We start from the raw sequence: 21,679 nt of genomic DNA on the forward strand, positions 1-21,679 counted from the left end.
AAATGATGTGCTAACTTATTAAGAAGAGCGATCCATGATGTTTTTGGAAAAAATGTTACAGTCACAAGGTTTTGGTGCTCGAAAACATTGTCAGCAGTTAATTAAAAATGGTGCTGTCCAAATTCATGGAGAAACTAAAACTAATCCAAAAGAAAAGGTGAATCTTCAAGATCTTTCTTTTCATGTTTATGGCGAAGAGTTTCTATATCGTGAAAAAGTATATATCGCTTTAAATAAACCTAAAGGATATGAATGTTCGCATCAAGCGACGCATCATTTTAGTGTATTTGAATTATTTGATGATGTGCTATATCAGCGTGGAATTCAGTGTGTAGGGCGTTTAGATCAGGATACAACGGGGTTATTGCTTTTAACGGATGATGGGCAGTTCTTGCAGGCTTTAACACATCCTAAAAAGCATGTTGCTAAAGTCTATCAAATGTATACCGCAGACCCAGTTACAGATGCACAAATTTCTCAATTGGAACAGGGTGTAGAATTAAGAAATGAGACGGGTTCTTTTGCTGCTACAGATGTTCAGCGTTTAGCGGAAAATCACCTACAGATGACGATTCATCAAGGTGTTTATCATCAGGTTAAAAGAATGTTGGCTGCTGTAGGAAATAAGGTCGATCAGCTACATCGTTATCAAATAGGTGCACTCGCATTACCTGAGTTAGAAGAAGGTGAATGGATTTATCTTACAGCAGAGCAAATTGAACAAGCAAAATACCGTGATGTTTTTAAATAAAATTATTTTAAGAAACAATGATAGGTATAGTACTGCTCATCTTTAATGAAGCCCATTTTTTCGTATAGATGCTGTGATTGATAATTTGTGCGTTGAGTTTCTAGGCTGATTCTCAGCGCATTTTTATGTGTGGCAAATAAAATAGCAGTGTCTATTAGTTGTTTTGCAGAACCTTGCCGACGAAATTTAGGGGAAACATAAACATCATCTAAAATATAATAGGTTGAACATGCAACGGTAGAAAAGCCTAAATATAAGAGTATAAAGCCAGTAAATACATCATCTTTAACATGAATAAAAATGACGCTTTGTTGGTTTTCAAAACGTTGTTTTAGAAATTGATATGAAAGCGTTAAATTAGAAGAACTTCCATAAAATTGACGGTATTCATCAAACAATATGGCTAATTTTTCTAAGTCTTGAAATTCGGCACGTTTTACGATCATTGAAGACTCCATGTAAAAATAATCCTTTACATGAAGCATAAAGAAAAAATATCTTAAAAATTATTAAAATTGTTTATAAATAAGACAATGTTAATTTTTGTCTTTATCATTTAGTAATTCATCAAGCTCTTTAAATAGATCAATATGATCGTCATCAAGTATTATATCTTGTTCAGTAGAATATGCTGTTTGATCTGATGAATCATTATTTTTTTGCTCTTGCTTTAAGCGACGAAGCTTAAGGAGTTGTTCTAAATTAATATTTTGATTTTCAATCGAAAAAGGGATTGATTTTGTGAGAACCACTTGCTTGAAAAAAAGGCGAACTGCTTGGGCAGGGGTAATTCCCAATTGTTTAAATACTGCAAATGCCTGTTTTTTTTCTTGTGAATCAAGACGCACTTGATAGACTTCAGTTTTTCTCATGATTTTTTAAATCTTTAGGATATTGATCGCTTTGACTAGATATTCTAATCGAACTGATTGTAATTTCAATCAAATAACACAGTAAATTTACAAATTGTAATGACACTGATATTACAGTGTCAGTTCTTGTTTGGAAAACAAGTGATAAATTTGTTGATTTACAGGATCTTGAAACTCAATTGTCTTGGCTAAAAGCTGTAAAGGTGATGTAAAGTCATCTTCTTTTTTATGTTGAATACTTGGATAAAATGAATCATTTTTAATTGCTAAGCCTAAAGAGTTTAGATGAACACGTAATTGATGTTGTTTGCCTGTAAGCGGTTTTAATTCATATTTTGCCCAATATTGGTTATGTTCAAGTATAGAAATATCTGTTGAGCTGTTTGGCTCACCATCGCAAGTTTGCATAATATAAAAAGGTTCGCCTTTTTCCATACGTAATTCAATATGTTGTGGAAATGGAATGTGAGAATTAAATGGCGCTATGGCATGGTAAGTTTTTTGTACTTGGCGCTCTGCAAATAATTGCTGATATAGTCCGCGTGTTTCTGGATTTTTTGAAAATAATACAATGCCAGCCGTTTCACGATCTAAACGATGGATAGGCGTAAGGAATTCATTATTAGTTTGCTTTTTTAATCGGACTAATAATGTTTCTTGTACATATTGACCTGTAGGTGACATCGTTAAAAAATGTGGTTTATCTACAGCAATAAAATCATTATTTTCAAATAAGATTTGGTGTTCAAATGGAACATGCGTTTCGTGTGCTAAAAAACGATAATAAAAAACGTGACTATTAGGCGTATATGGCGAGTGGATTGTTAGAATATGCCCTTGCTGATTATAAATAAGTTGATCATTAAAGCGTTGTATCCATTCATTTTGTGAAATATGTGGAAATTCTTGACAGAGATAATCAAAAATACTGCCGACATGACTTTGTAAGGTGGGCAAATAAACTTTACTTGCACTAACACCGTTGATCATTGGGGGAACAAAATCAGACTTTAGATTCATTGCTTAGTTGCCAAAGGTTTAAAAAATGTAAATCTAAATAGCGAAAAAACAACTTTTATTGTTTGCTACGTAGGTTTTAAAGCGGTGCGATGCTATCATATTTGTTCTTTTTAATCTTGTTGTGAGAAGTCTTGTTGTGAGCATGCCGTATTCATTTAGTGTAACTTTAAGTAGTGAAAATGATACCCAAAATTTAGCACAGGTTTTGGCGCAGCATTTTACGACGGGTGTAATTTATCTGATTGGTGATTTGGGTGCTGGTAAAACAACATTCACAAGATATTTATTACAAACCTTGGGACATCAGGGTGCGGTAAAAAGCCCAACATATACACTTGTTGAACCGTATCAAATCGCTGGACAAGAAATTTTTCACTTCGATTTATATCGTTTAAATGATCCATATGAATTAGAGCTTATGGGTATTCGTGACTATTTAGAAACACCGAATGCATTATTTTTATTTGAGTGGCCATCTAAAGGTGGTGATGAAATTCCTGATGCTGATTTAATTATTAAAATTGAAAAATCAGAAGATGAATTGACACGTGTAGCAACACTTACATCGTCATCATTAGATTTGCAAAATGCGTTGGAGCTTAAATTCAGCCATGCTTGATGATTTCTCTGTACGCCGTATTCACACGCTTCATCCTGCATTAGCAAACCAAATTGCTGCGGGTGAAGTGATTGAAAGACCTTCTTCAGTTGTTAAAGAATTACTAGAAAATTCTATTGATGCTGGTGCAACGGAATTGATTATCCGTGTAGAGCAAGGTGGTAGTACATTAATTGAAATCATTGATAATGGTCGTGGTATTCATCCAGAAGATTTGCCATTGGCAGTGATGCGACATGCAACGAGTAAAATTCAAAGTGCTGAAGATTTACATGCGATTGTAAGCTTGGGGTTTCGTGGTGAAGCATTGGCATCTATTGCTGCTGTATCGCGTTTGACACTGAGCAGTAGTCAAAATGATGATGGGATTGGGTATCAAGTTGAAGTGAATGGTACTGCATTTGATCATCAAGAAATACAAGCGGTTGCTTCAAATAAAGGCACACATATTCGAGTGCAGGATTTATTCTTTAATGTTCCTGCGCGTCGTAAATTTCTGAAAAAACCAGGTACTGAATTTGGTCATATTGAAGAAATTGTGCGTCGCCTTGCACTGACACATTTTGATATTCGCTTTGTTTTAGAACATAACAATAGTATTAAAATAAATTTACCTGTTGCTGATAGTGGTGAATTGCGTTTTCAACGTGTTCAGCAATTATTAGGTCGTCAGTTTGTTGAAAATGCATATTGGATGGATGCAGATAGTATTAATATGCGTCTAAGCGGTTGGTTGGGGCATCCTTCTGATGCTCGTTCGCAGGCAGATTTACAGTATGTTTATGTGAATGGTCGAATTGTTAAAGATAAAACAATTTCTCATGCATTAAGAATGGCTTATGATGGTATTTTACATGGGCATCAACATGCAGCTTATTTGTTGTTTTTAGAAGTTGAACCTGAAAATATTGATGTAAATGTGCATCCAACAAAACATGAAATTCGTTTTTTAAATCAACGCGAAGTTCATGAGTTTGTTCGTCATTATGCCAAAGATACATTAGCACAATTCCAAACGGCTTCTGCTGATTTGGCATCTGCAATGAAAGAAGATGATATTGGTATTGTTCCTGCTAGTATTCATGTAGCACCACAACCACGTTACCAAGAGCAGTTTAGTCTTCACCGATCTGTTGATGATCAACAAAATATAAATGAAATACCACTAGTTTTAAGTGATTTTGAACATAAACAACCAGAAAGTGTTTCATATACAAATCATGTATCTTCTGCTCAATATTCAGGTGGTCAACAATTTAATAATGCATTAAAAAGTTATTTAGCACCTTTACGTGAGGCAGAACCTCATAAAAATACTGATGCTCAGATGGATGCAGAAACTTTTATTGCAAAAAAAGTCGATGAATATCCTCTTGGTATTGCAATAGCGCAGTTACACGGTATTTATATTTTGGCGCAAAATACAGAAGGTTTAATTATTGTTGATATGCATGCGGCACATGAGCGCATTGTTTTGCAGCAAATGAAAGCTGCTTGGGATAAACCTGAATTTTGGACATCTCAACAATTATTAATACCCAAGGTGATTAGTATTACTCGTATGCAAGCTATGCGTGTTGAAGAGCTTCAAGATCAACTTGCACGTTTAGGTCTTGAAATTAATCAATATGGTGAAGATCAAATTATTGTGCGTGGTGTGCCTGCAATTTTGCAAAAAGCAGATTTTAATGCGCTTATTCTAGAATTATTAAATGATCTTGATCCTAATGATGAAGCACAAGGTTTATTACAAAAGCGTGATCAAATTTTAGCGGGTATGGCATGTCATAGTGCAGTTCGAGCACATAGAATGCTTAGTCTATCTGAAATGAATGCCTTGCTTCGTCAAATGGAACAAACTGAATTTGCTAGTCAATGTAACCATGGACGTCCAACTTGGCGTTCATTTCCATTATCTCAATTAGATAAACTTTTTGCTCGAGGAGAGTAGTTTCACATGTCAAAACAATTACCAGTCATTAATTTGATGGGACCTACTGCAAGTGGGAAGACTGCTTTGGCATGTGAGTTGTATGAGCGAGGTGGCTTTGAGTTAATTTCGGTAGATTCCGCGTTGGTTTATCGTGATATGGATATTGGTACAGCAAAGCCAAGTAAGGAAGAACAGGAAAAATACCCGCATCATTTAATTGATATTATTACGCCTTTGGAAGTGTATTCAGCTGCAGAATTTGTAGAGGATGCTAGCCGTTTGATTGATGACATTCATGCGAAAGGTAAAACACCTATTTTGGTGGGCGGGACAATGCTTTATTTCAAAGCATTGCTTGAAGGGCTTTCAAGTAATTTGCCAAGTGCTGATTATAAAATTCGTGAAGAAATTGAATCTGAGGCATTAAAGAATGGTTGGGAAGCTGTTTATGATGAATTATGCCGTGTTGATCCATTCGCTGGTCAGAAGTTTAAGGTGAGTGATAAACAACGAATTATTCGTGCTTTAGAGGTTTTTCGTATTACAGGGCAACCCATTACAAAATTGCAAGCTGAACAGCCGAAAAATGTGCCATATCGATACCAATTTGAAAATTATGCCTTGATTCCTGATCGAGTAGAATTGCATCAAAGAATCGACAAAAGATTACAAAAAATGTGGGAAATCGGTTTTTTGAGTGAAGTACAATCTCTTATTGAAAAATATGATTTAAACGAAAATATTCCGTCAATGAGGGCTGTTGGCTACCGTCAGGCGTTGGAATTTTTAAATAAGTGTGATAATAATCACGTTAATTTGAGAGAAATGGAGGACAAAGCTTTATTTGCAACACGACAACTTGCAAAACGTCAATACACTTGGTTACGTTCTTTGAAAGAAATACATAAAATTCGAACATATTTAACGATTAAGAATGCTCAAGAAGACTTGCTAAACTATTACGTTTAAAGCAAAATTTACCTACCATCTTTTTTATAAATTTTAATTGAAAAATTAAAGATGGTTTTGCGCTGATATTTTTAATTTTTTTGGAGTTATATAACATGTCTAAAGGTCAAACTTTACAAGATCCATTTTTAAATTCACTTCGTAAAGAGCGTATTCCAGTTTCTATCTTCCTAGTAAATGGTATTAAATTACAAGGTCATATTGAATCTTTTGACCAATACGTTGTTTTATTGAAAAATACAGTAAGCCAAATGGTTTACAAGCACGCTATTTCTACTGTTGTACCTGCACGTAATCCACGTCCAGCTGGTGCTCAAGGTAGTACTCCTGCATTTGGTGCTCAAGGTGGCGCTGGTGCTGGTGCTGGCTTCGGTGGTCAAGGTGGCTTCGGTGGTCAAGGTGGCTTCGGTGGTCAAGGTGGCTTCGGTGGTCAAGGTGGCTTCGGTGGTCAAGGTGGCTTCGGTGGTCAAGGCTTTGGCGGTCAAGGTGGCTTCGGTGGTCAAGGCTTCGGTGGTCAAGGTTTTGAAGTAGAACCTAAATTTGATGATTCTCAAGAAGACGATAATAGCAATCGTTAATTGATTAAAAAAGCCTCTCGTTTGAGAGGCTTTTTTTTGTCATTTTTAAATGAAAAATTATATAAAAAAAAGAGCCATTTAGTATGGCTCTTTTTTATTTTTAGTTTAATTTTGAATTAAGATATGGATCTTTAATATCAACATAGGCATTGTTGCGAACTTCACGTAGCCAATTATCTAATTCCGAATCAAATTGACGCTCACCTAGAATTTGACGTGCAATATTCTTTTGATATTCCTTTGTCATGTCTTGTTGGCGAGTATCTGTAACTTCTAAAATATGCCAACCAAACTGTGTTTGGAATGGTTGTGTATATTTACCCACTGGAGTGGTTTTCATTTTCTCTTCGAACTCAGGAACCATAACGCCAAGGTTAACCCAGCCTAAACTACCACCATCTCGTGCAGAACCTGGGTCATTTGAGAATGTTGATGCAAGTGTTGCAAAATCTTCACCTGCTTGTAAACGATTATAAATACTATCAATCATCTGTTTAGCATTGTCAGGAGTTACGACTTCTGAAGGTTGGATTAAGATGTGTCGAGTTTGATATTGAGGTACAAGTGCTTTTTGGTCACCTGATTTCAGATCAATTAGTTTTAGAATATGGTAATCACCCTGAACTAGAATCGGGGTGCTAGATTGACCAACTTGTAGAGAGCTTACCTGAGCAGCTAACTCATTCGGAATATCTGTTAAATTACGATACCCTAAATCATTTACGCTAACTTTTGTAGTTGCATTGGTAAATTGATTTTTTACGTTATTAACATCATTTGACTTAAGTGCTTCAGAGATCTGCTGAGCAGATTTTTGAGCATTTTCACCTGACACTTTAATATGAATTAAATGTGCTTGAGTGCCTAATGCTGCTTGTCCTTGAGGTGTTTTTAAGAAGTTATTGATATCTTGGTCACTAATTTTAATGCGAGACATTACAATTTGCTGGCGTAGGTTATTAATCGCAATATCTTCAGCTACTTGGTATCGTAATGATTCATAAGAACCTGGTTCTTGAGCATCTAACTTTTTCTGAAAATCAGCAATAGACGCAAAACCATTTTGTTTAGCAATGTTTGATATTGCCTCATTTAAGGCTCTTTCATCTGTATTTACATTGTATTTTTTAACTTGTTCTAACTGTGCTTCACGAAGAATAAGCTGTTCAAGTGCTTGTTGAGCAATAAATTGTTCAGGCACATTTTGATTGTTATTTGCAAAGCGGTCCTTAAACTCTGAGATGCTGTGAGCTAAATCACTTCTTAGAATCACATTGTTATCAACAATTGCAACAATTTCATCTGCAGCTTGTGCTGATACAGAAGATGCTGCCGCAATGCTAAGAGCAGTTATCGTCGCTTTAAAAAACTGTTGTAGTTGTTTTGTCTTCATTAACGTTTTGTCCAAGATTGATTTACTGTATTGAATCCTAAAATACGGTTTTCCAATAAAGATGAAAGTTTATTATTAAAGCCACCAAGTCCTCTTAAGGTGATTTCGGCCATAATAACATTATTTGCTTTAACATCTGATGCTTTAACATTGTCTAAGTCATTGTAATATGAACGACCATATACGGAAACTCCCCAACAACATGATTCATAATTAATCCCTAAAAGATAATCACGTCCAACTTTATTTTCAATATCATATTGCGCATGACCTATTACACGCCAATTGTTTTGGATGGGTTGGACAAAAGAAGCGGTAACTTGTTTGTATGCGCGTTGTCTATTTGGAATTTCTCTTGCGTAGTAATATCCAACACTATAAAGCGCACCAGAAGCTGTGGTTTTGAGTGCATTGATGTTATGTAGTGCATCTTTACCATCTGCTAGCCATGCACTATTTGAGTTAAGCGTGAAGCTTTGAGTAACTTGGCTTGATAAACTAAGAACAGGACCTGTACGCTTTTCAGTATCAATGCGATCTGGGTCACCATTTAATGTTACACGACGATCTTCGAAGAAAAAGCTTTGACCAACACTTGCACGTAATCTTTCTAAACCATAAGGATCGAATAAACTATAGCTTAAGCCAAGAGAAGCAAAGTTGTTATCTTCTAGGCGGTCATGTCCATAGAATCGACGTGGACTGAAAAGTTGTTCATAACCAATAGTGGCAGCTACTGAGTCAAAGTTTGGATTGCCATTTTGATTTTTATAAGGTGAGTATGCATAAAATGCACGAGGGCTAAGAACCTGAAGGTATTTGCCATCTTTTTCAAAATTAAGACCAGCATCTAAAGTAAATTCTGGAACAGCAATAGAGATATCTTCAGAGTTTCTTGTTGTGCTATTCGCATCAAGTCTATTTCTTGTATCTAGATCATAATAAGTATTTAGATTTCGAATAGATGCGCTTGGGCGTAGGTATGACCATGGATTACTGAGGTTGTAGCGTACAGTAAAGTCATTGTAGATACGTGTACCACTTGGTTCAGCAGTATTTGTAAAATCTTGAATATCTTTCTTAAAATATGCTGAATCATTATTGAATTCGAACTGTAAACCTTCTGGATTACCTGTTGTATAGTTCAATAAAAGTTGAGGTAGACGAGCATATGGTCTGTCTTTGTCTGGCACATTTTTATCTAATGTTTGGAAGTCTTCAACTTTTAGTTGAGCTTTTAAGCCAGGCAATGTGCTACTGAGATAGTTGATTCCCCAAACTCGACGTAAATTTAAGTCTGTTCTTTCATTTGGGTTATTATTTAAGTCAGAAAAATAATCTTTATCTGAGGCATAATTGTATTCAGCATAAGTCGAGAATTGTGAATTAATTTGCCAAAAATGATCAAACTTTAAGCTTTTTCTGTCTTTTTTATTATATGCTTTATCGGATGGTAAAAAACCACCAAATAAACGACCGCTACCAAAATTTTCTGTTAAATATCTAAATTCACCTTCAAGCATACCGCCGCGTTTAGATAAATAACGTGGGGTGAGTGTAAGGTCATAATTTGGTGCTAAATTTAAATATACTGGTACACCTAATTCAAAACCACCATTATTACTTACACCAAATGTTGGTGTCAGAATTCCCGTTGTTCTACGGTCATCAATTGGAAAATTGAAATAAGGAACTGCTAAAACTGGGACATCTTTAATATAGAGTTTTGTATTTTTGGTTTCACCACGACCAGTTTCCTGATTGAGCACAATTTCTTTCGCTTTAATGTGCCAAGTAGGAGATTCTTCAGGTGGGCAGGTTGAATACGTTGCATCATTTAGAACAGTAATATTTTGTGATGAACGAATGATTTTTTCGGCTTGCCCATGTGCATGTTGGCTTTCTGAAATATATGAGCTTTTGATTAAGTCGCCATCTTGTGTTTTTAAGTTGTAATTCACTTGCTCACTTTGTGCAAGTAAACCACTTTGTGCCATTTGCACTCGACCTTCTGCATTAGCAAAGGTTTGAGTTTTATCAATAGTGACTTTGTCAGCAGTGACTTTACGACCAGGTTGTTCAATGACAACATTGCCTTCTAAAACAGAATCACCATTTGGATTGTAGTGACCATAATCTGCGGTGATGACAGATGTTGATTCTTCAGAGGCTTTTACATCTGCACTAATTGGTGTAATCCAAGTTCCTGGACAAAAGGCTGAGCTTAATGAGTTTTTACTTCTTAGTTGTGCTTCAGGTGTGGATTTATCAACATAGTATTGTTGAAAAAAGTTTTGCCCAGGATAGCTTTCTTTGATTATGTTGCTTAATTGTTCGCTTTTTATTGTCGAAGCCGTCTCTGTAGCAACAGCAGATTGAGTGATGGTGCTACCACAAAGGAGGGTTAAGATTGCAGTCGCCAAAGGGCTATATTTAAACTGTTGCTTCATTTGTCTCATTAACCAAGAGTGCTTAATCGCAATTAATTATTGTCGCATGATAGAGAAAAAGTTTATAAGTGGCTACACTTAATACTTTAAAAACTCAGCCTGTAATAGAATTTATCGCAAATGACTACACAACGTGAACAATCTATCCTAACTTGGATAACAACTGTACTTGGTTCTGATCAATTTGAAATTAGCTTTTTAGCAGGCGATGCAAGCTTCCGTCGTTATGCACGAATTAAACTGAATAATAAAACATTTATGCTCATGGATGCACCACCTGATAAAGAAGATTGTGTACCTTTTGTGACGATAGATGAATTTTTTGATCGAAATGGTGTACGAGTTCCAAAAATTATTGCTAAAGATTTAGAGCAAGGCTTTCTATTATTAGAAGATTTTGGAGATGTTCTGCTTTCTACGTTGCTAAATGATCAAACTGTAGATGCTTATTATGCGCAAAGCTTTAAGCAGTTGGTTCAATTACAAACAATAAATGGAAAAGGTAATTTTCCAGATTATAGTTATGAGAAATTAATTTCAGAAATGGAATTGTTAACAGATTGGATGCTTCCATCTTTAAAAATTCAATTAACAGCAGATCAAAGTGCTTTAATTAAACGTACTTTTGCAATTTTGGCAAATGCTGCAGTTGCTCAACCTCAAGTGATTGTTCATCGTGATTTTCATAGCCGTAATTTAATGAAAATTGAAGCTGAAACAGATCTAGGGGTGATTGACTTCCAAGATGCTGTGATTGGTGCAGATACTTATGATCTCATTTCAATTACTCGTGATGCTTATGTTCAGTGGAATGCTGGGCGAGTATATGAGTGGTTTAAAGTATTTTATGACTTGTTACCAGCAACTCAAAAGCAAGATCGTGATTTTGAGCAATTTAAAAAAGATGCAGATTTTATGGCGATTCAACGCCATATTAAAATTTTAGGTATTTTTGTCCGTTTATTTGAACGTGATGGTAAGTCGGGCTACTTAAAAGATTTACCACGTGTAATGTGGTATTTGCTGGAAGAAAGTCAACCGTACTCAGAACTTACGCCATTTATTGAATTCATGCGTACAGTGGTTATGCCAAAATTCGAAGAAAAATATGGTAAATACGAGGTTGTTGCCTAATGAAAGCAATGATTCTTGCTGCAGGTTTAGGAAATCGTATGCGACCATTGACGTTGCATACACCTAAACCTTTACTTGAAGTGGGTGGGAAACCACTTATAGTTTGGCATATTGAGAAATTACAAAAAATAGGCATCACTGAGATTATTGTTAATACAGCATGGCTTGGTGAAAAACTTGCAGCAGCTTTGGGCGATGGTTCACAGTTTGGTGTAAACATTTTGTGGTCACATGAAGGTGAAGGTTTGGAAACTGCTGGTGGCATTATTAATGCTTTACCATTGCTTGGTGATCAACCTTTTATTTTGGTAAATGGTGATGTTTGGACGACAATGGATTTTGCTCCATTATTAAATGTTCAACTTAAAGATGATCTAGCACATTTAATTTTGGTTGAGAATCCTGAGCAACATCCGCAAGGTGATTTTACGCTAGCAAATCAAAAAGCTTATACTTTTGAACAAAATATGCAGGGTGAAAATCTTACTTTTAGTGGGGTTTCAGTTATTCATCCCAAAATGTTTGAAAATTTAGAAAATGGTAAGCGACCACTTGCACCTTTGTTAAAAGAGGCAATGCAGAAAGAACAAGTTTCTGCATCAAAATTACAAGGTGCTTGGGTGGATGTGGGTACACCAGAGCGTTTAGCTGCATTGGATTTGGCAATTCATTCAGGTAAATACGCTTAACTGTGTATTCGCTAAACACTCAATAGTGTGATGCTTATGATAAATCGGTATACTTCCAGCTAACTAAATAGAGACGTTAATTGTTTATGCATACGTTTTTTCAAGAACTCAAAACAGGTAGCCAGGCTTTAGGTCTCGCACTTTCAGATGATAGTTTAAATTTACTTTTGAAATATCAAGATGCCTTAGTGCTTTGGAATAAAGCTTATAACTTAACGGCTATTCGTGATCCGAAAGAAATGTTGGTTAAACATTTATTGGATAGTTTGAGTATTTTGAAAGATCTTCCATCTGGACGATTGCTCGATATTGGAACGGGTGGTGGTATGCCGGGTATGATCATTGCATTATGCCAACCTGAACGCCAATGTGTCTTATTAGATTCAAATGGTAAAAAAATTCGTTTTTTAAAGCAGTTTATTGCAGATTTAAAACTAAAAAATGTAATCGCAGTACAAACACGCGTTGAAGATAAAGACAGTATTGATGAACTTGGTAAGTTTGATGTAATTACTAGTCGTGCCTTTGCATCATTAACCGATTTTGTAACTGCATCTGTACCATTTATGCATGATCAAAGTATCATTGCATCAATGAAAGGCTTAATACCAGAAGAAGAAGTACAAGCTTTAAATAATGAGTTTAGTTGTGACATTATCGAGTTAAAAGTACCTCGCTTAGATGAACAACGTCATTTACTTTTATTAAAACGAATTTAAGATTTTAAAGAGATTGGGGTCACCATGGCACAAATTATTGCAATTGCGAACCAAAAAGGTGGCGTAGGTAAAACTACAACCGCAGTCAATTTGGCTGCATCTTTGGCGGTATTGAAGAAGCGAGTTTTATTGGTTGATATGGATTCTCAAGGTAATGCTACCATGGGATCTGGCATTCAAAAGAACGATTTATTGTATTCAGTAACTGATGTGCTTTTGGGTGAAGTGCCTATTCAAACAGCCATCACGAAGTCAGAGGTTGGTTATAAAGTACTAGGTGCGAACCGTGATTTAGCTGGTGCTGAACTCGCAATTGCTGAGCAAGATGGGCGTGAGTTTATTTTACGTCAAGCTTTGCAAGAAATTGAAAAAGATTACGATTATATTATTGTAGATTGTGCACCTAGTTTAAGCCTTATCACAGTCAATGCGTTGTCGGCTGTACGTGGTGTTATTATTCCAATGCAATGTGAATATTATGCTTTGGAGGGTTTGGCTGATTTAACGCAAACGATCGATCGTATTCAACAAGCATTAAATCCTGAATTGGAAATCATTGGTGTCTTACGCACAATGTATGATCCGCGAAATGCATTAACACGTGATGTTTCGGCAGAATTAGAACAATACTTTGGTAAAAAGTTATACGATACGGTAATTCCGCGAAATATTCGTCTGGCAGAAGCGCCAGCGCATGGTTTGCCGATCATTTATTTTGAGAAAAGCTCAAAGGGTGCGGTTGCATATTTAAACCTAGCAGCTGAAATGTTAAAGAAAAGTAAAGTGAAAAAGGGATAGTTAGCATGACCATAAAAAAACGAGGTTTGGCTAAGGGGCGTGGTCTAGATGCCTTGCTTGGCTCAATCCAAAAAGAAAAGCTGCAACTCGAAGCGCAAGCAATGGATCATGGTCAGCTAAAACAAATTGATGTTAAGTTACTAAAGCGTGGCGAATATCAACCACGTCGTTTTATTCATGAAAAAGATTTAGAAGAGTTAGCAGCCTCTATAAAAAAACATGGGGTTATGCAGCCAATTGTGATTCGCTCTGTAGACGATGAACAGCATCCATATGAAATTATTGCGGGTGAGCGCCGCTGGCGTGCAGCACAAATTGCAGGTTTAAATGATATTCCTGCAATTGTGCGAGATTTACCAGATCAAGTCGCAATTGCTTTAGCACTGATTGAAAATATCCAACGTCAAGATTTGAACCCAATTGATCAAGCAATGGCATTACAGCGTTTTCATGAAGAGTTTGGTCTAAGTCATCAAGAAATTGCAGATACGGTTGGTAAGGCACGCACAACAGTAAGTAATTTATTACGCTTGCTTTCACTTGCAGATGAAGTGAAAGACTTAATGCAACAGGGTGAGCTTGATATGGGGCATGCCCGTGCTATTTTGACGTTAAAAGAAAAAGATCAGCTTAAAGTGGCTCAAATTGTTATTGCGAAGGGTTTATCTGTACGTCAAACTGAACAATTGGTTCGTGATTTAATTGCACCTAAAACAACAGAAACTGAGAAACCAAAAGTTTCTGTTGATATTCAATCCTTAACCCAAAAGCTTTCTGAGCGTTTTAGTGCTGAAGTGAAAATTGATCATAATAAGCAGGGTAAAGGGAAGTTGGTAATCCATTACCATTCACTAGATGAGCTTGATGGTATTTTGAATATATGTTTACCTGAGTAAGTTCTTTAGAAGTGTGAAATAGTATATTAAGCTGTTAAGTTGAGTGAGGTAGATCATCTTTGGTGATTTATTTTTGTTGTTTGTGAAATAAAGTCTTGAAAAGTAATTGGTTAAAGTGAATCAACTATTTTTTCGTTCACATATTTCAAATATTCACATAAACTTAACGGCTTTATTGTCTTTTGTTTATCTATGTAGTTGTTTCAATTAGATGAGGAATTGTTGTGTTGATTTTTATCTTCGAATACAACAATTAAACAAATGCCAAATGAATAGCATATTTTAATATTGATTATTGCAAATTTTGCAAAGTATAAATGGATATTAAATTGTGTAATAGATTTTGCGGGACAGCTTGAAGAATTAAGCTGGAGTCCCAGATCGAGGTTATCAGTGAAGAAAGATCTTCAGGTCTATCGTCGTTTACTAAAATATTTAGTACCTTTTTGGGGAACAATTCTTTTAGTATTTTTGGGTTTTACTCTTAGTGCATCAACCGAGGTTGCTGTTGCGAAATTGCTTCAAGGTATTATTGATGCGATTCAAACTAAGAATCGAGAATTTACAACGATTTTCCCATTACTAGTGGTTGGTTTAATCTTTTTCCGAGGATTGGGTTCTTATATTGGTAGTTATTACACGGCTGTAATTTCACGTCATTTGGTTTTCAATGTGCGTCAGCAAGTGTTTGCTAAAATTTTAAGATTACCGTCTCAGTATTTTTTAGATAATAATAGTGGTCATATTACAGCAAAAATTATTTATAACGTAGATCAATTAACAAGTGCTTCTACTGAGTCTTTAAGAACATTGATTCAGCAGGGCTTAATTACAATTGGTTTGTTGGGTTTCTTAATTTATACAAACTGGCGCTTAACCTTATGCATTTTAATATTTGCACCTCTTATTGGTGTTTTAATGCGTAAAGCTGGTAAGCGTATGCGCAAATTGTCTCTTCAAGTCCAAGATACGATGGGCGATGTTAATCATGTTGTTCAAGAAACAGTAAATGGCAATATGGTTGTAAAGGGCTTTGCAGGGCAAGAATATGAGCAATCACGTTTTAAAAAGCATTCTTTAGAAAACTTAAAGCGTGGGTTGAAAATGGTTGCTGTGTCACAATTGAATACGCCTGTAATTCAAGTGATTATGGCAATTGCAATGGCAATTATTATTTGGATTGCATTAAGACCTGAAATTTTACAAGATATTAGCGCTGGTGCATTTGTTGCTTATATTACTGCGGCGGGTATGCTCAGTAAACCAATTAAAGCATTGACTGAGATTAATGAAAAATTGCAACGTGGTTTGGCTGCAGCGCATTCAGTATTTGAGCTTTTGGATTTAGATGAAGAAAAAGATACAGGTACACAAACTCCGAAACTACATGGCAATATTGTTTTTGATCATGCCAATTTAACTTATCATGATGGGCATAAAGCGATTCAAGACTTTACTTTAAATGTTAAATCTGGTCAGACAATTGCACTTGTTGGGCGTTCAGGTGCAGGGAAAACATCTTTAGTTAATTTACTTGTTCGATTTCAAGAATTAACATCAGGGCAAATTTTACTTGATGGTATTGATATTAAAGATATCAAGCTAGATAGTTTAAGAACGCAAATTGCAATGGTAAATCAGCAAGTTGTATTATTTAATAGAACTGTTCGTGAAAATATTGCGTATGGCCAGTTAGAAAACATTTCCCAAAATGAAGTTGAAAAAGCAGCAAAAGCTGCATATGCCCATGATTTTATTATGGCTTTGCCACAAGGGTATGATACAGTTCTAGGTGCTCAAGGCTTAAATTTATCTGGTGGTCAGCGTCAGCGCATTGCAATTGCACGTGCTATTTTGAAAAATGCACCAATTTTAATTTTGGATGAAGCAACAAGTGCATTAGATAATGAATCTGAGTATTTCATTCAGCAAGCATTTGATACAGCTATGCAAGATCGGACAACAATTGTGATAGCGCATCGCTTATCTACAATTGAAAATGCAGATTGCATTGTAGTGATGGATAAAGGGCGTATTTTGGAGCAAGGTTCACATAGTGAGTTGATTGCGAAAGAAGGTGCATATTATCAATTGCATAAGCGTAATTTTGAGGAAAATTAACACATGTCAGTAGCTCAATTTATTCAAGATGCTTGGAATAAACAAGCTAAATGGTTAATTGTGTTACGACCGTTATCTTTATTGTATAAATCAGCATCTGTATTGAATAAGAAGTTATATGTTACGGGGATGAAACCTGTATATACAGCTCCAGTTCCTGTGATGGTGATTGGTAATATTACTGTAGGTGGAAGTGGCAAAACCCCTTTATTGATTCAATTAGTGGGTTATTTGCAAAAACGAAATATTCGGGTTGGTGTGATTAGTCGTGGTTATGGTGGAAGGGGGCCTTTCCCAGCATATGTTGATTTTGACTCACTTCCTGAAACAGTAGGTGATGAACCTTGTTTGATTGTACAATCAACAGGTGTTCCTATGGTTGTAGGTGCGAATCGTCAAAAAAATATTGAATTGCTGTTATCTAAGCATGAGTTAGATTTAATTATTAGTGATGATGGTTTGCAACATCATGCTTTAAATCGACAATTAGAGTGGATTGTCTTAGATCAAAATCGTGGTTTAGGAAATCAGAAACTGTTGCCAGAAGGCTATTTAAGAGAGTCAGTGGACCGCTTAAACACAGCAACAGTCATTGAGCATACTTCATCTCCTCAATCTGAATTGCATATGCATTTGGAGGTGACACAGCCTTATTTGTTAAATCCTATACAGGCTTTTGAGTTTAATCCAAAACAAAATTTTTATGCACTGGTGGGTATAGGTTTTCCGCAAAGATTTTACAAGACATTAGAGTCTATGGGGGTGATGCAATTCCAATGTCATGAATTTCCAGATCATCATGATTATGAAATTGAGGATCTAGACTTTGATGATGCAGGTCCCATCATTACGACTGAAAAAGATGCAGTTAAGCTTTTACCTTTGTTAAAAGAAAATCCAGATTATCGACGTGAAATATGGGTTGTTCCTGTAGAGGCTATCTTGTCTCCAGCTTGTTATTCTTTATTGGATGAACAACTTGAACAACTTGGTATTCAGGTAAATTAGGCAAATATATGAAACACATTGTTATTCCTGCTCGTTTTGCAAGTTCAAGATTACCAGGAAAACCTTTATTAGAAATACATGGTCGCCCAATGATTTTACGTGTCGTAGATCAAGCGAAAAAAGTTGAAGGTTTTGATGATTTATGTGTTGCAACAGATGATGAGCGTATTGCTGAGATTTGTCGTAAGGAGGGAGTAGATGTTGTGATTACATCAAAACACCATCCTTCAGGAACAGATCGTTTAAGTGAGGTTGCTCGAATTAAAGGATGGGTAAGCGAAGATATTATTGTAAATGTGCAAGGTGATGAGCCTTTATTACCAGCTTCACTTGTACAGCAAGTATCAAACCTTCTTGTTGATCAGCCTGAATGTTCAATGTCGACTTTATGTGAGCCAATTTATGAGCTATCAGAATTTCAGCGTGATAGCATTGTTAAAGTCGTTATGTCAAAGCAGAATCAAGCTTTGTATTTTAGCCGTGCAACTATTCCATATGATCGTGATGGTGCCAAAAATCAAAATCCATCATTACATAATCAGGCTTACCGCCATCTGGGGTTGTATGCGTATCGAGTGAAATTATTGCAAGAATATGTAACTTGGGATATGGGCGTGCTGGAAAAACTCGAAAGTTTGGAACAATTACGTGTTTTAGAAAATGGGCATCGTATAGCGATTGCTGTAGCTGAGGCAAATTTACCACCAGGCGTAGATACTCAAGAAGATTTAGATCGTTTAAACGCGATGGATATTTCTACATTTGAATAATTGGAAATCAGCATGCAAGAAATAGTAGCACAGGTTTATCCATGGCAAAAACAAGTTTGGGATACACTGACGGCTAGATTTCCTAAAATTGGTCATGGTTTGTTATTTTATGGTAAAAAAGGCTGTGGGAAAGAAGCTTTTACGCAGCAATTTCTTGCATGGGTTTTATGTTTAAATCGACATGAAAGCAATCAACCTTGTGGTGTTTGTGGTAGTTGTCAATGGTTGAAGTCTAGTACACATCCGAATTATGTGTATATCAGTACGGATGAAGATAATAAAAAGCAAAATGCTAAAATAAAAATTGAAAAAATACGTGATTTACAGCCTTTTGTGCAGCAAACGGTGGATGGTTGGCGTGTTATTGTGATATCACCTGCGGAAGCATTAAATATTGCATCATCAAATGCATTGCTTAAAACACTAGAAGAGCCAGGTGAGCGTGTGATTATTATTCTACTGGCTGAGCATTATTTAAAATTGCCTGCAACTATACGCAGTCGGTTACAGCATTTTGCTTTGGATCGTATTGAGCGAGATCAAGCACAAACATTTTTACAGCAAAATTTGCCTGATTTAAGCGAGGAGAGGCAACAGCTTTTACTGAGTTTGTCTAATCAAATGCCTTTACAAGCAATGGCTTTGGCTAACCAAGAGTGGATAGAAAAGCGTCAAGAGTTTTTGCAAGATTGGTTGAAGCTCGTAATGCAAAAAAATATGCCACTCGCGATTGCGACAAAATGGAATAAAGCTTTAGGATTTTCAGAATTTTTAAGTATGTTTGAATATTTGTTGTCTGATATTATTTGTGTAAAGATGGATCAACAAATTACGAATAATGATTTAGACTTTAAACAATTATCTGAACAATACTCATTTGATACTTTGTTTGAAATATATTCGGAACTACAGCAATCTAAGAGAATGATTGAGCAAAATGTACAAACGAATTTGGCATTAGATCAATTGTGTATTAGATTGATGAATGTTCAAAATTAGAGAAGCATCTTGCCTGTTGTATGATTAGATGTTCTTGAATGAGAAGATTAATAAAAGTTAAATATTATAGTTATAAATTGATTTATTTTTGATGGTTTTAAAATGGAAATAAAAATAAATAATTTTTTGAATTATTATGTAAATGGGGGTGTTTATGCATAACTATGAATTACGGATAGATCTGTCAGATAAAGAGGCACTCTATCATAGTGATATGCCTTATGTTTTGGGTGGAGGATTATTTATTCCATCAAAACTGAATGTAAGTATGGGGGAAGTGCTGTCTATTCGGTTGGTGTTGCCAGAAGAAGAACAAGAAATTTTATTAAAAGCTAAAGTTGTTTGGATGTCTCAAAAGCAAAATGGTATTAAACCTCAAGGTTTTGGTGTACAAATTTTGGGGGAAGATAGTATTTTTTACAAAGCAAAAGCAGAAAAATTGCTTGCAGGTATTAAAGCAAACGCCCGTAGTAGTTACACTATGTAATTAAATTCATGAGATAGGATGATTTTTGTGTTTGTAGATACTCATTGCCATTTAACAATGTTAGATTTGACACCTTACGATGGAAATTTAGATCGTGCATTGCAACAAGCACGTGATGTTGGTGTATCTAAATTTATGAGTATTTCTGTCAATTTAGATGATCATATTGAATTGTCGAAAATTGCATCACGCCATGAAGATGTGGGGTACACGATAGGTGTGCATCCTTGTGAGGATGCTTCGGTTATGGCACGAGCAACAACTGAGCGTTTGATTGAATTGGCGCAAGCTGAAAAAGTTTGGGCATTGGGGGAAACTGGGCTAGATTATTTTCATAGTACCGATTTTGTTCAAGAGCAAAAAGCATGTTTTGCACGCCATATTAATGCATCGCAAGCAGTCAAAAAACCAGTTGTTGTACATACTCGTTCAGCAAAACATGATACGGTTGATATTATTCGAGCAGAAAAATCGACACATGGAATTTTGCACTGCTTCACAGAAGATTGGGAAACAGCAAAAGCAGTTTTAGATTGTGGATATTATGTGTCATTTTCGGGGATTGTTTCTTTTAAGAATGCTCAGGATCTAAGAGATGTTGCGAAACAAGTTCCATTAGATCGCGTATTAATTGAGACGGATAGTCCTTATTTAGCACCAGTGCCATATAGAGGAAAGTCTAATGAACCTAAATATGTACCATATGTAGCCAAAGCTCTAAGTGAAGTATATGATAAGTCGCTAGAGGAAATAGCTTTGATTACAATGACTAATTTTGAAAACCTCTTGAATCAAAAGTAAAAATGTATATGGATAAGCGAGAAGAGAGTTTATAGGGTGAAGATGGATCGTCAAGCTCAGTTTAGAGCAAGAGAAGCTTTGATTTTTCAAGTTGCAGAACAGTTGTTACTTGAGAATGGTGAATCAGGTATGACCTTGGATGCCTTGGCTGCCGAATTGGATTTGGCAAAAGGTACGCTTTATAAACATTTTCAAAGCAAGGATGAGTTGTATATGCTGCTCATTATTCGTAATGAAAATATGCTATTGGAAATGGTTAGGGATTCTGAAAAAGGTTTTCCTGAGCATTTAGTATTTTTTATGCTTCACCATCTTCATCATCCTGAGAGAACAGTACTGTTTCATCAAATAGAAGAGAGGTTGTCGACAACTGGCGTTGGGATTAATTTACTATTTAGCGAATTATACCAAGTGAGAAAGGAGCGATTACGGATCATTATACGTATGACGGAGCAATATCTCGAATCTATTCGAAGTTCGATGAGTGTGCGTGATTATTTGGCTTCTATTTGGTCATTAACTTACGGAGCAGCGGCAATCTTGAATTCTAGTTTTTATCAGCGTTATTTGGGGTCAAGAGATACGTTGAGAGTCGCTTATATTGACCAAGCGCTGGCTTTACCTAAAAAAGTAAAAATAATGGATTTGGAACGCGCTGTTTAAGGTTGATTA

At 35.8% G+C, this 21,679-nt stretch carries 22 protein-coding genes; 17 read left to right on the forward strand and 5 right to left on the reverse strand.

All coding sequences use genetic code 11. The annotated features are described in order from the left end of the window. The first annotated feature begins 37 nt into the window (after positions 1-37). A complete protein-coding gene (locus AOY20_RS10755; RefSeq protein WP_054582591.1) occupies positions 38-751 on the forward strand; it encodes a pseudouridine synthase in 714 nt (237 codons plus the stop codon). A gap of 2 nt (positions 752-753) precedes the next feature. On the opposite strand, the gene AOY20_RS10760 is transcribed toward AOY20_RS10755, so the two are convergent. The 3 genes from AOY20_RS10760 to AOY20_RS10770 all read right to left on the reverse strand — a co-directional run bounded on the left by AOY20_RS10760 (position 754) and on the right by AOY20_RS10770 (position 2,643). Further along, positions 754-1,197 carry a GNAT family N-acetyltransferase gene (locus tag AOY20_RS10760; protein ID WP_054581858.1) on the reverse strand — a complete coding sequence of 148 codons (444 nt, stop codon included), beginning with the start codon at positions 1,195-1,197 and terminating at the stop codon, positions 754-756. Between the two features lie 90 nt (positions 1,198-1,287). Continuing rightward, on the reverse strand, positions 1,288-1,623 hold the full coding sequence (locus AOY20_RS10765) for a type II toxin-antitoxin system RelB/DinJ family antitoxin (protein ID WP_054581859.1): 336 nt from the start codon (positions 1,621-1,623) through the stop codon (positions 1,288-1,290). Positions 1,624-1,734: 111 nt separating this feature from the next. Further along, positions 1,735-2,643, reverse strand: a complete 909-nt coding sequence (locus AOY20_RS10770) for a pseudouridine synthase (protein ID WP_054581860.1) — start codon at positions 2,641-2,643, stop codon at positions 1,735-1,737. A 142-nt stretch (positions 2,644-2,785) separates the two neighbouring features. On the opposite strand from AOY20_RS10770, the gene tsaE reads away from it, so the two are divergent. From tsaE to hfq, 4 genes are all read left to right on the forward strand, one after another. Next, positions 2,786-3,262 carry a tRNA (adenosine(37)-N6)-threonylcarbamoyltransferase complex ATPase subunit type 1 TsaE gene (gene tsaE, locus AOY20_RS10775; RefSeq protein ID WP_054581861.1) on the forward strand — a complete coding sequence of 159 codons (477 nt, stop codon included), beginning with the start codon at positions 2,786-2,788 and terminating at the stop codon, positions 3,260-3,262. Further along, positions 3,255-5,213 carry a DNA mismatch repair endonuclease MutL gene (gene mutL, locus AOY20_RS10780; protein ID WP_054581862.1) on the forward strand — a complete coding sequence of 653 codons (1,959 nt, stop codon included), beginning with the start codon at positions 3,255-3,257 and terminating at the stop codon, positions 5,211-5,213. The genes tsaE and mutL overlap by 8 nt, the downstream gene beginning before the upstream one ends. Positions 5,214-5,219: 6 nt before the next feature. Further along, the gene (gene miaA, locus AOY20_RS10785) at positions 5,220-6,164 is read left to right on the forward strand and encodes a tRNA (adenosine(37)-N6)-dimethylallyltransferase MiaA (RefSeq protein WP_054581863.1); all 945 of its coding nucleotides are present in this window, start codon (positions 5,220-5,222) and stop codon (positions 6,162-6,164) included. A 95-nt stretch (positions 6,165-6,259) separates the two neighbouring features. Beyond that, entirely contained in the window at positions 6,260-6,742 is a 483-nt protein-coding gene (hfq, locus tag AOY20_RS10790) for an RNA chaperone Hfq (RefSeq protein ID WP_054581864.1), read from the forward strand. 100 nt (positions 6,743-6,842) lie between these two features. Here the strand turns inward: hfq and AOY20_RS10795 are convergent, their stop codons facing one another. Together AOY20_RS10795 and AOY20_RS10800 are read right to left on the reverse strand one after the other, a co-directional pair. Beyond that, positions 6,843-8,135 (reverse strand): peptidylprolyl isomerase, encoded by a 1,293-nt coding sequence (locus tag AOY20_RS10795; RefSeq protein ID WP_054581865.1) that lies wholly within the window; start codon positions 8,133-8,135, stop codon positions 6,843-6,845. Beyond that, positions 8,135-10,585: an LPS-assembly protein LptD gene (locus tag AOY20_RS10800; protein WP_054581866.1), complete on the reverse strand. Its 2,451-nt coding sequence runs from the start codon at positions 10,583-10,585 to the stop codon at positions 8,135-8,137. Before AOY20_RS10800 ends, AOY20_RS10795 begins: the two co-directional genes overlap by 1 nt. Positions 10,586-10,705: 120 nt before the next feature. Between AOY20_RS10800 and AOY20_RS10805 the strand changes: the two genes are divergently transcribed. From AOY20_RS10805 to AOY20_RS10860, 12 genes are all read left to right on the forward strand, one after another. Beyond that, complete coding sequence (locus AOY20_RS10805) at positions 10,706-11,719, forward strand: aminoglycoside phosphotransferase family protein (RefSeq protein WP_054581867.1); 1,014 nt, start codon at positions 10,706-10,708, stop codon at positions 11,717-11,719. Beyond that, positions 11,719-12,408, forward strand: coding sequence for an N-acetylmuramate alpha-1-phosphate uridylyltransferase MurU (gene murU, locus AOY20_RS10810; protein WP_054581868.1), 690 nt, complete (start codon positions 11,719-11,721; stop codon positions 12,406-12,408). The genes AOY20_RS10805 and murU overlap by 1 nt, the downstream gene beginning before the upstream one ends. Positions 12,409-12,494: 86 nt before the next feature. Further along, positions 12,495-13,127, forward strand: coding sequence for a 16S rRNA (guanine(527)-N(7))-methyltransferase RsmG (rsmG, locus tag AOY20_RS10815; protein WP_054581869.1), 633 nt, complete (start codon positions 12,495-12,497; stop codon positions 13,125-13,127). Positions 13,128-13,151: 24 nt separating this feature from the next. Beyond that, a complete protein-coding gene (locus tag AOY20_RS10820; protein WP_054581870.1) occupies positions 13,152-13,925 on the forward strand; it encodes a ParA family protein in 774 nt (257 codons plus the stop codon). A 5-nt stretch (positions 13,926-13,930) separates the two neighbouring features. Beyond that, on the forward strand, positions 13,931-14,821 hold the full coding sequence (locus tag AOY20_RS10825; RefSeq protein WP_054581871.1) for a ParB/RepB/Spo0J family partition protein: 891 nt from the start codon (positions 13,931-13,933) through the stop codon (positions 14,819-14,821). 393 nt (positions 14,822-15,214) lie between these two features. Next, positions 15,215-16,942: a lipid A export permease/ATP-binding protein MsbA gene (gene msbA, locus AOY20_RS10830; protein WP_054581872.1), complete on the forward strand. Its 1,728-nt coding sequence runs from the start codon at positions 15,215-15,217 to the stop codon at positions 16,940-16,942. A 3-nt stretch (positions 16,943-16,945) separates the two neighbouring features. Continuing rightward, positions 16,946-17,950, forward strand: a complete 1,005-nt coding sequence (lpxK, locus tag AOY20_RS10835; RefSeq protein ID WP_054581873.1) for a tetraacyldisaccharide 4'-kinase — start codon at positions 16,946-16,948, stop codon at positions 17,948-17,950. Positions 17,951-17,958: 8 nt separating this feature from the next. After that, on the forward strand, positions 17,959-18,720 hold the full coding sequence (gene kdsB, locus AOY20_RS10840; protein ID WP_054581874.1) for a 3-deoxy-manno-octulosonate cytidylyltransferase: 762 nt from the start codon (positions 17,959-17,961) through the stop codon (positions 18,718-18,720). A gap of 12 nt (positions 18,721-18,732) precedes the next feature. Beyond that, a complete protein-coding gene (locus AOY20_RS10845) occupies positions 18,733-19,719 on the forward strand; it encodes a DNA polymerase III subunit delta' C-terminal domain-containing protein (RefSeq protein WP_054581875.1) in 987 nt (328 codons plus the stop codon). Positions 19,720-19,873: 154 nt separating this feature from the next. Continuing rightward, a complete protein-coding gene (locus tag AOY20_RS10850) occupies positions 19,874-20,206 on the forward strand; it encodes a PilZ domain-containing protein (protein WP_144424779.1) in 333 nt (110 codons plus the stop codon). 27 nt (positions 20,207-20,233) lie between these two features. After that, on the forward strand, positions 20,234-21,007 hold the full coding sequence (locus tag AOY20_RS10855; RefSeq protein ID WP_054582592.1) for a TatD family hydrolase: 774 nt from the start codon (positions 20,234-20,236) through the stop codon (positions 21,005-21,007). Between the two features lie 42 nt (positions 21,008-21,049). Next, the gene (locus AOY20_RS10860; RefSeq protein WP_054581877.1) at positions 21,050-21,670 is read left to right on the forward strand and encodes a TetR/AcrR family transcriptional regulator; all 621 of its coding nucleotides are present in this window, start codon (positions 21,050-21,052) and stop codon (positions 21,668-21,670) included. The last annotated feature ends 9 nt before the right edge of the window (positions 21,671-21,679 follow it).

The organism is Acinetobacter equi (genome assembly GCF_001307195.1).
Lineage (GTDB): Bacteria > Pseudomonadota > Gammaproteobacteria > Pseudomonadales > Moraxellaceae > Acinetobacter > Acinetobacter equi.

Coding starts and splice junctions, on each gene's coding strand:
- AOY20_RS10755 (WP_054582591.1), top strand. CDS start 38: ATGTTTTTGGAAAAAATGTTACAGTCACAAGGTTTTGGTGCTCGAAAA.
- AOY20_RS10760 (WP_054581858.1), bottom strand. CDS start 1,197: ATGATCGTAAAACGTGCCGAATTTCAAGACTTAGAAAAATTAGCCATA.
- AOY20_RS10765 (WP_054581859.1), bottom strand. CDS start 1,623: ATGAGAAAAACTGAAGTCTATCAAGTGCGTCTTGATTCACAAGAAAAA.
- AOY20_RS10770 (WP_054581860.1), bottom strand. CDS start 2,643: ATGAATCTAAAGTCTGATTTTGTTCCCCCAATGATCAACGGTGTTAGT.
- tsaE (WP_054581861.1), top strand. CDS start 2,786: ATGCCGTATTCATTTAGTGTAACTTTAAGTAGTGAAAATGATACCCAA.
- mutL (WP_054581862.1), top strand. CDS start 3,255: ATGCTTGATGATTTCTCTGTACGCCGTATTCACACGCTTCATCCTGCA.
- miaA (WP_054581863.1), top strand. CDS start 5,220: ATGTCAAAACAATTACCAGTCATTAATTTGATGGGACCTACTGCAAGT.
- hfq (WP_054581864.1), top strand. CDS start 6,260: ATGTCTAAAGGTCAAACTTTACAAGATCCATTTTTAAATTCACTTCGT.
- AOY20_RS10795 (WP_054581865.1), bottom strand. CDS start 8,135: ATGAAGACAAAACAACTACAACAGTTTTTTAAAGCGACGATAACTGCT.
- AOY20_RS10800 (WP_054581866.1), bottom strand. CDS start 10,585: ATGAAGCAACAGTTTAAATATAGCCCTTTGGCGACTGCAATCTTAACC.
- AOY20_RS10805 (WP_054581867.1), top strand. CDS start 10,706: ATGACTACACAACGTGAACAATCTATCCTAACTTGGATAACAACTGTA.
- murU (WP_054581868.1), top strand. CDS start 11,719: ATGAAAGCAATGATTCTTGCTGCAGGTTTAGGAAATCGTATGCGACCA.
- rsmG (WP_054581869.1), top strand. CDS start 12,495: ATGCATACGTTTTTTCAAGAACTCAAAACAGGTAGCCAGGCTTTAGGT.
- AOY20_RS10820 (WP_054581870.1), top strand. CDS start 13,152: ATGGCACAAATTATTGCAATTGCGAACCAAAAAGGTGGCGTAGGTAAA.
- AOY20_RS10825 (WP_054581871.1), top strand. CDS start 13,931: ATGACCATAAAAAAACGAGGTTTGGCTAAGGGGCGTGGTCTAGATGCC.
- lpxK (WP_054581873.1), top strand. CDS start 16,946: ATGTCAGTAGCTCAATTTATTCAAGATGCTTGGAATAAACAAGCTAAA.
- kdsB (WP_054581874.1), top strand. CDS start 17,959: ATGAAACACATTGTTATTCCTGCTCGTTTTGCAAGTTCAAGATTACCA.
- AOY20_RS10845 (WP_054581875.1), top strand. CDS start 18,733: ATGCAAGAAATAGTAGCACAGGTTTATCCATGGCAAAAACAAGTTTGG.
- AOY20_RS10850 (WP_144424779.1), top strand. CDS start 19,874: ATGCATAACTATGAATTACGGATAGATCTGTCAGATAAAGAGGCACTC.
- AOY20_RS10860 (WP_054581877.1), top strand. CDS start 21,050: ATGGATCGTCAAGCTCAGTTTAGAGCAAGAGAAGCTTTGATTTTTCAA.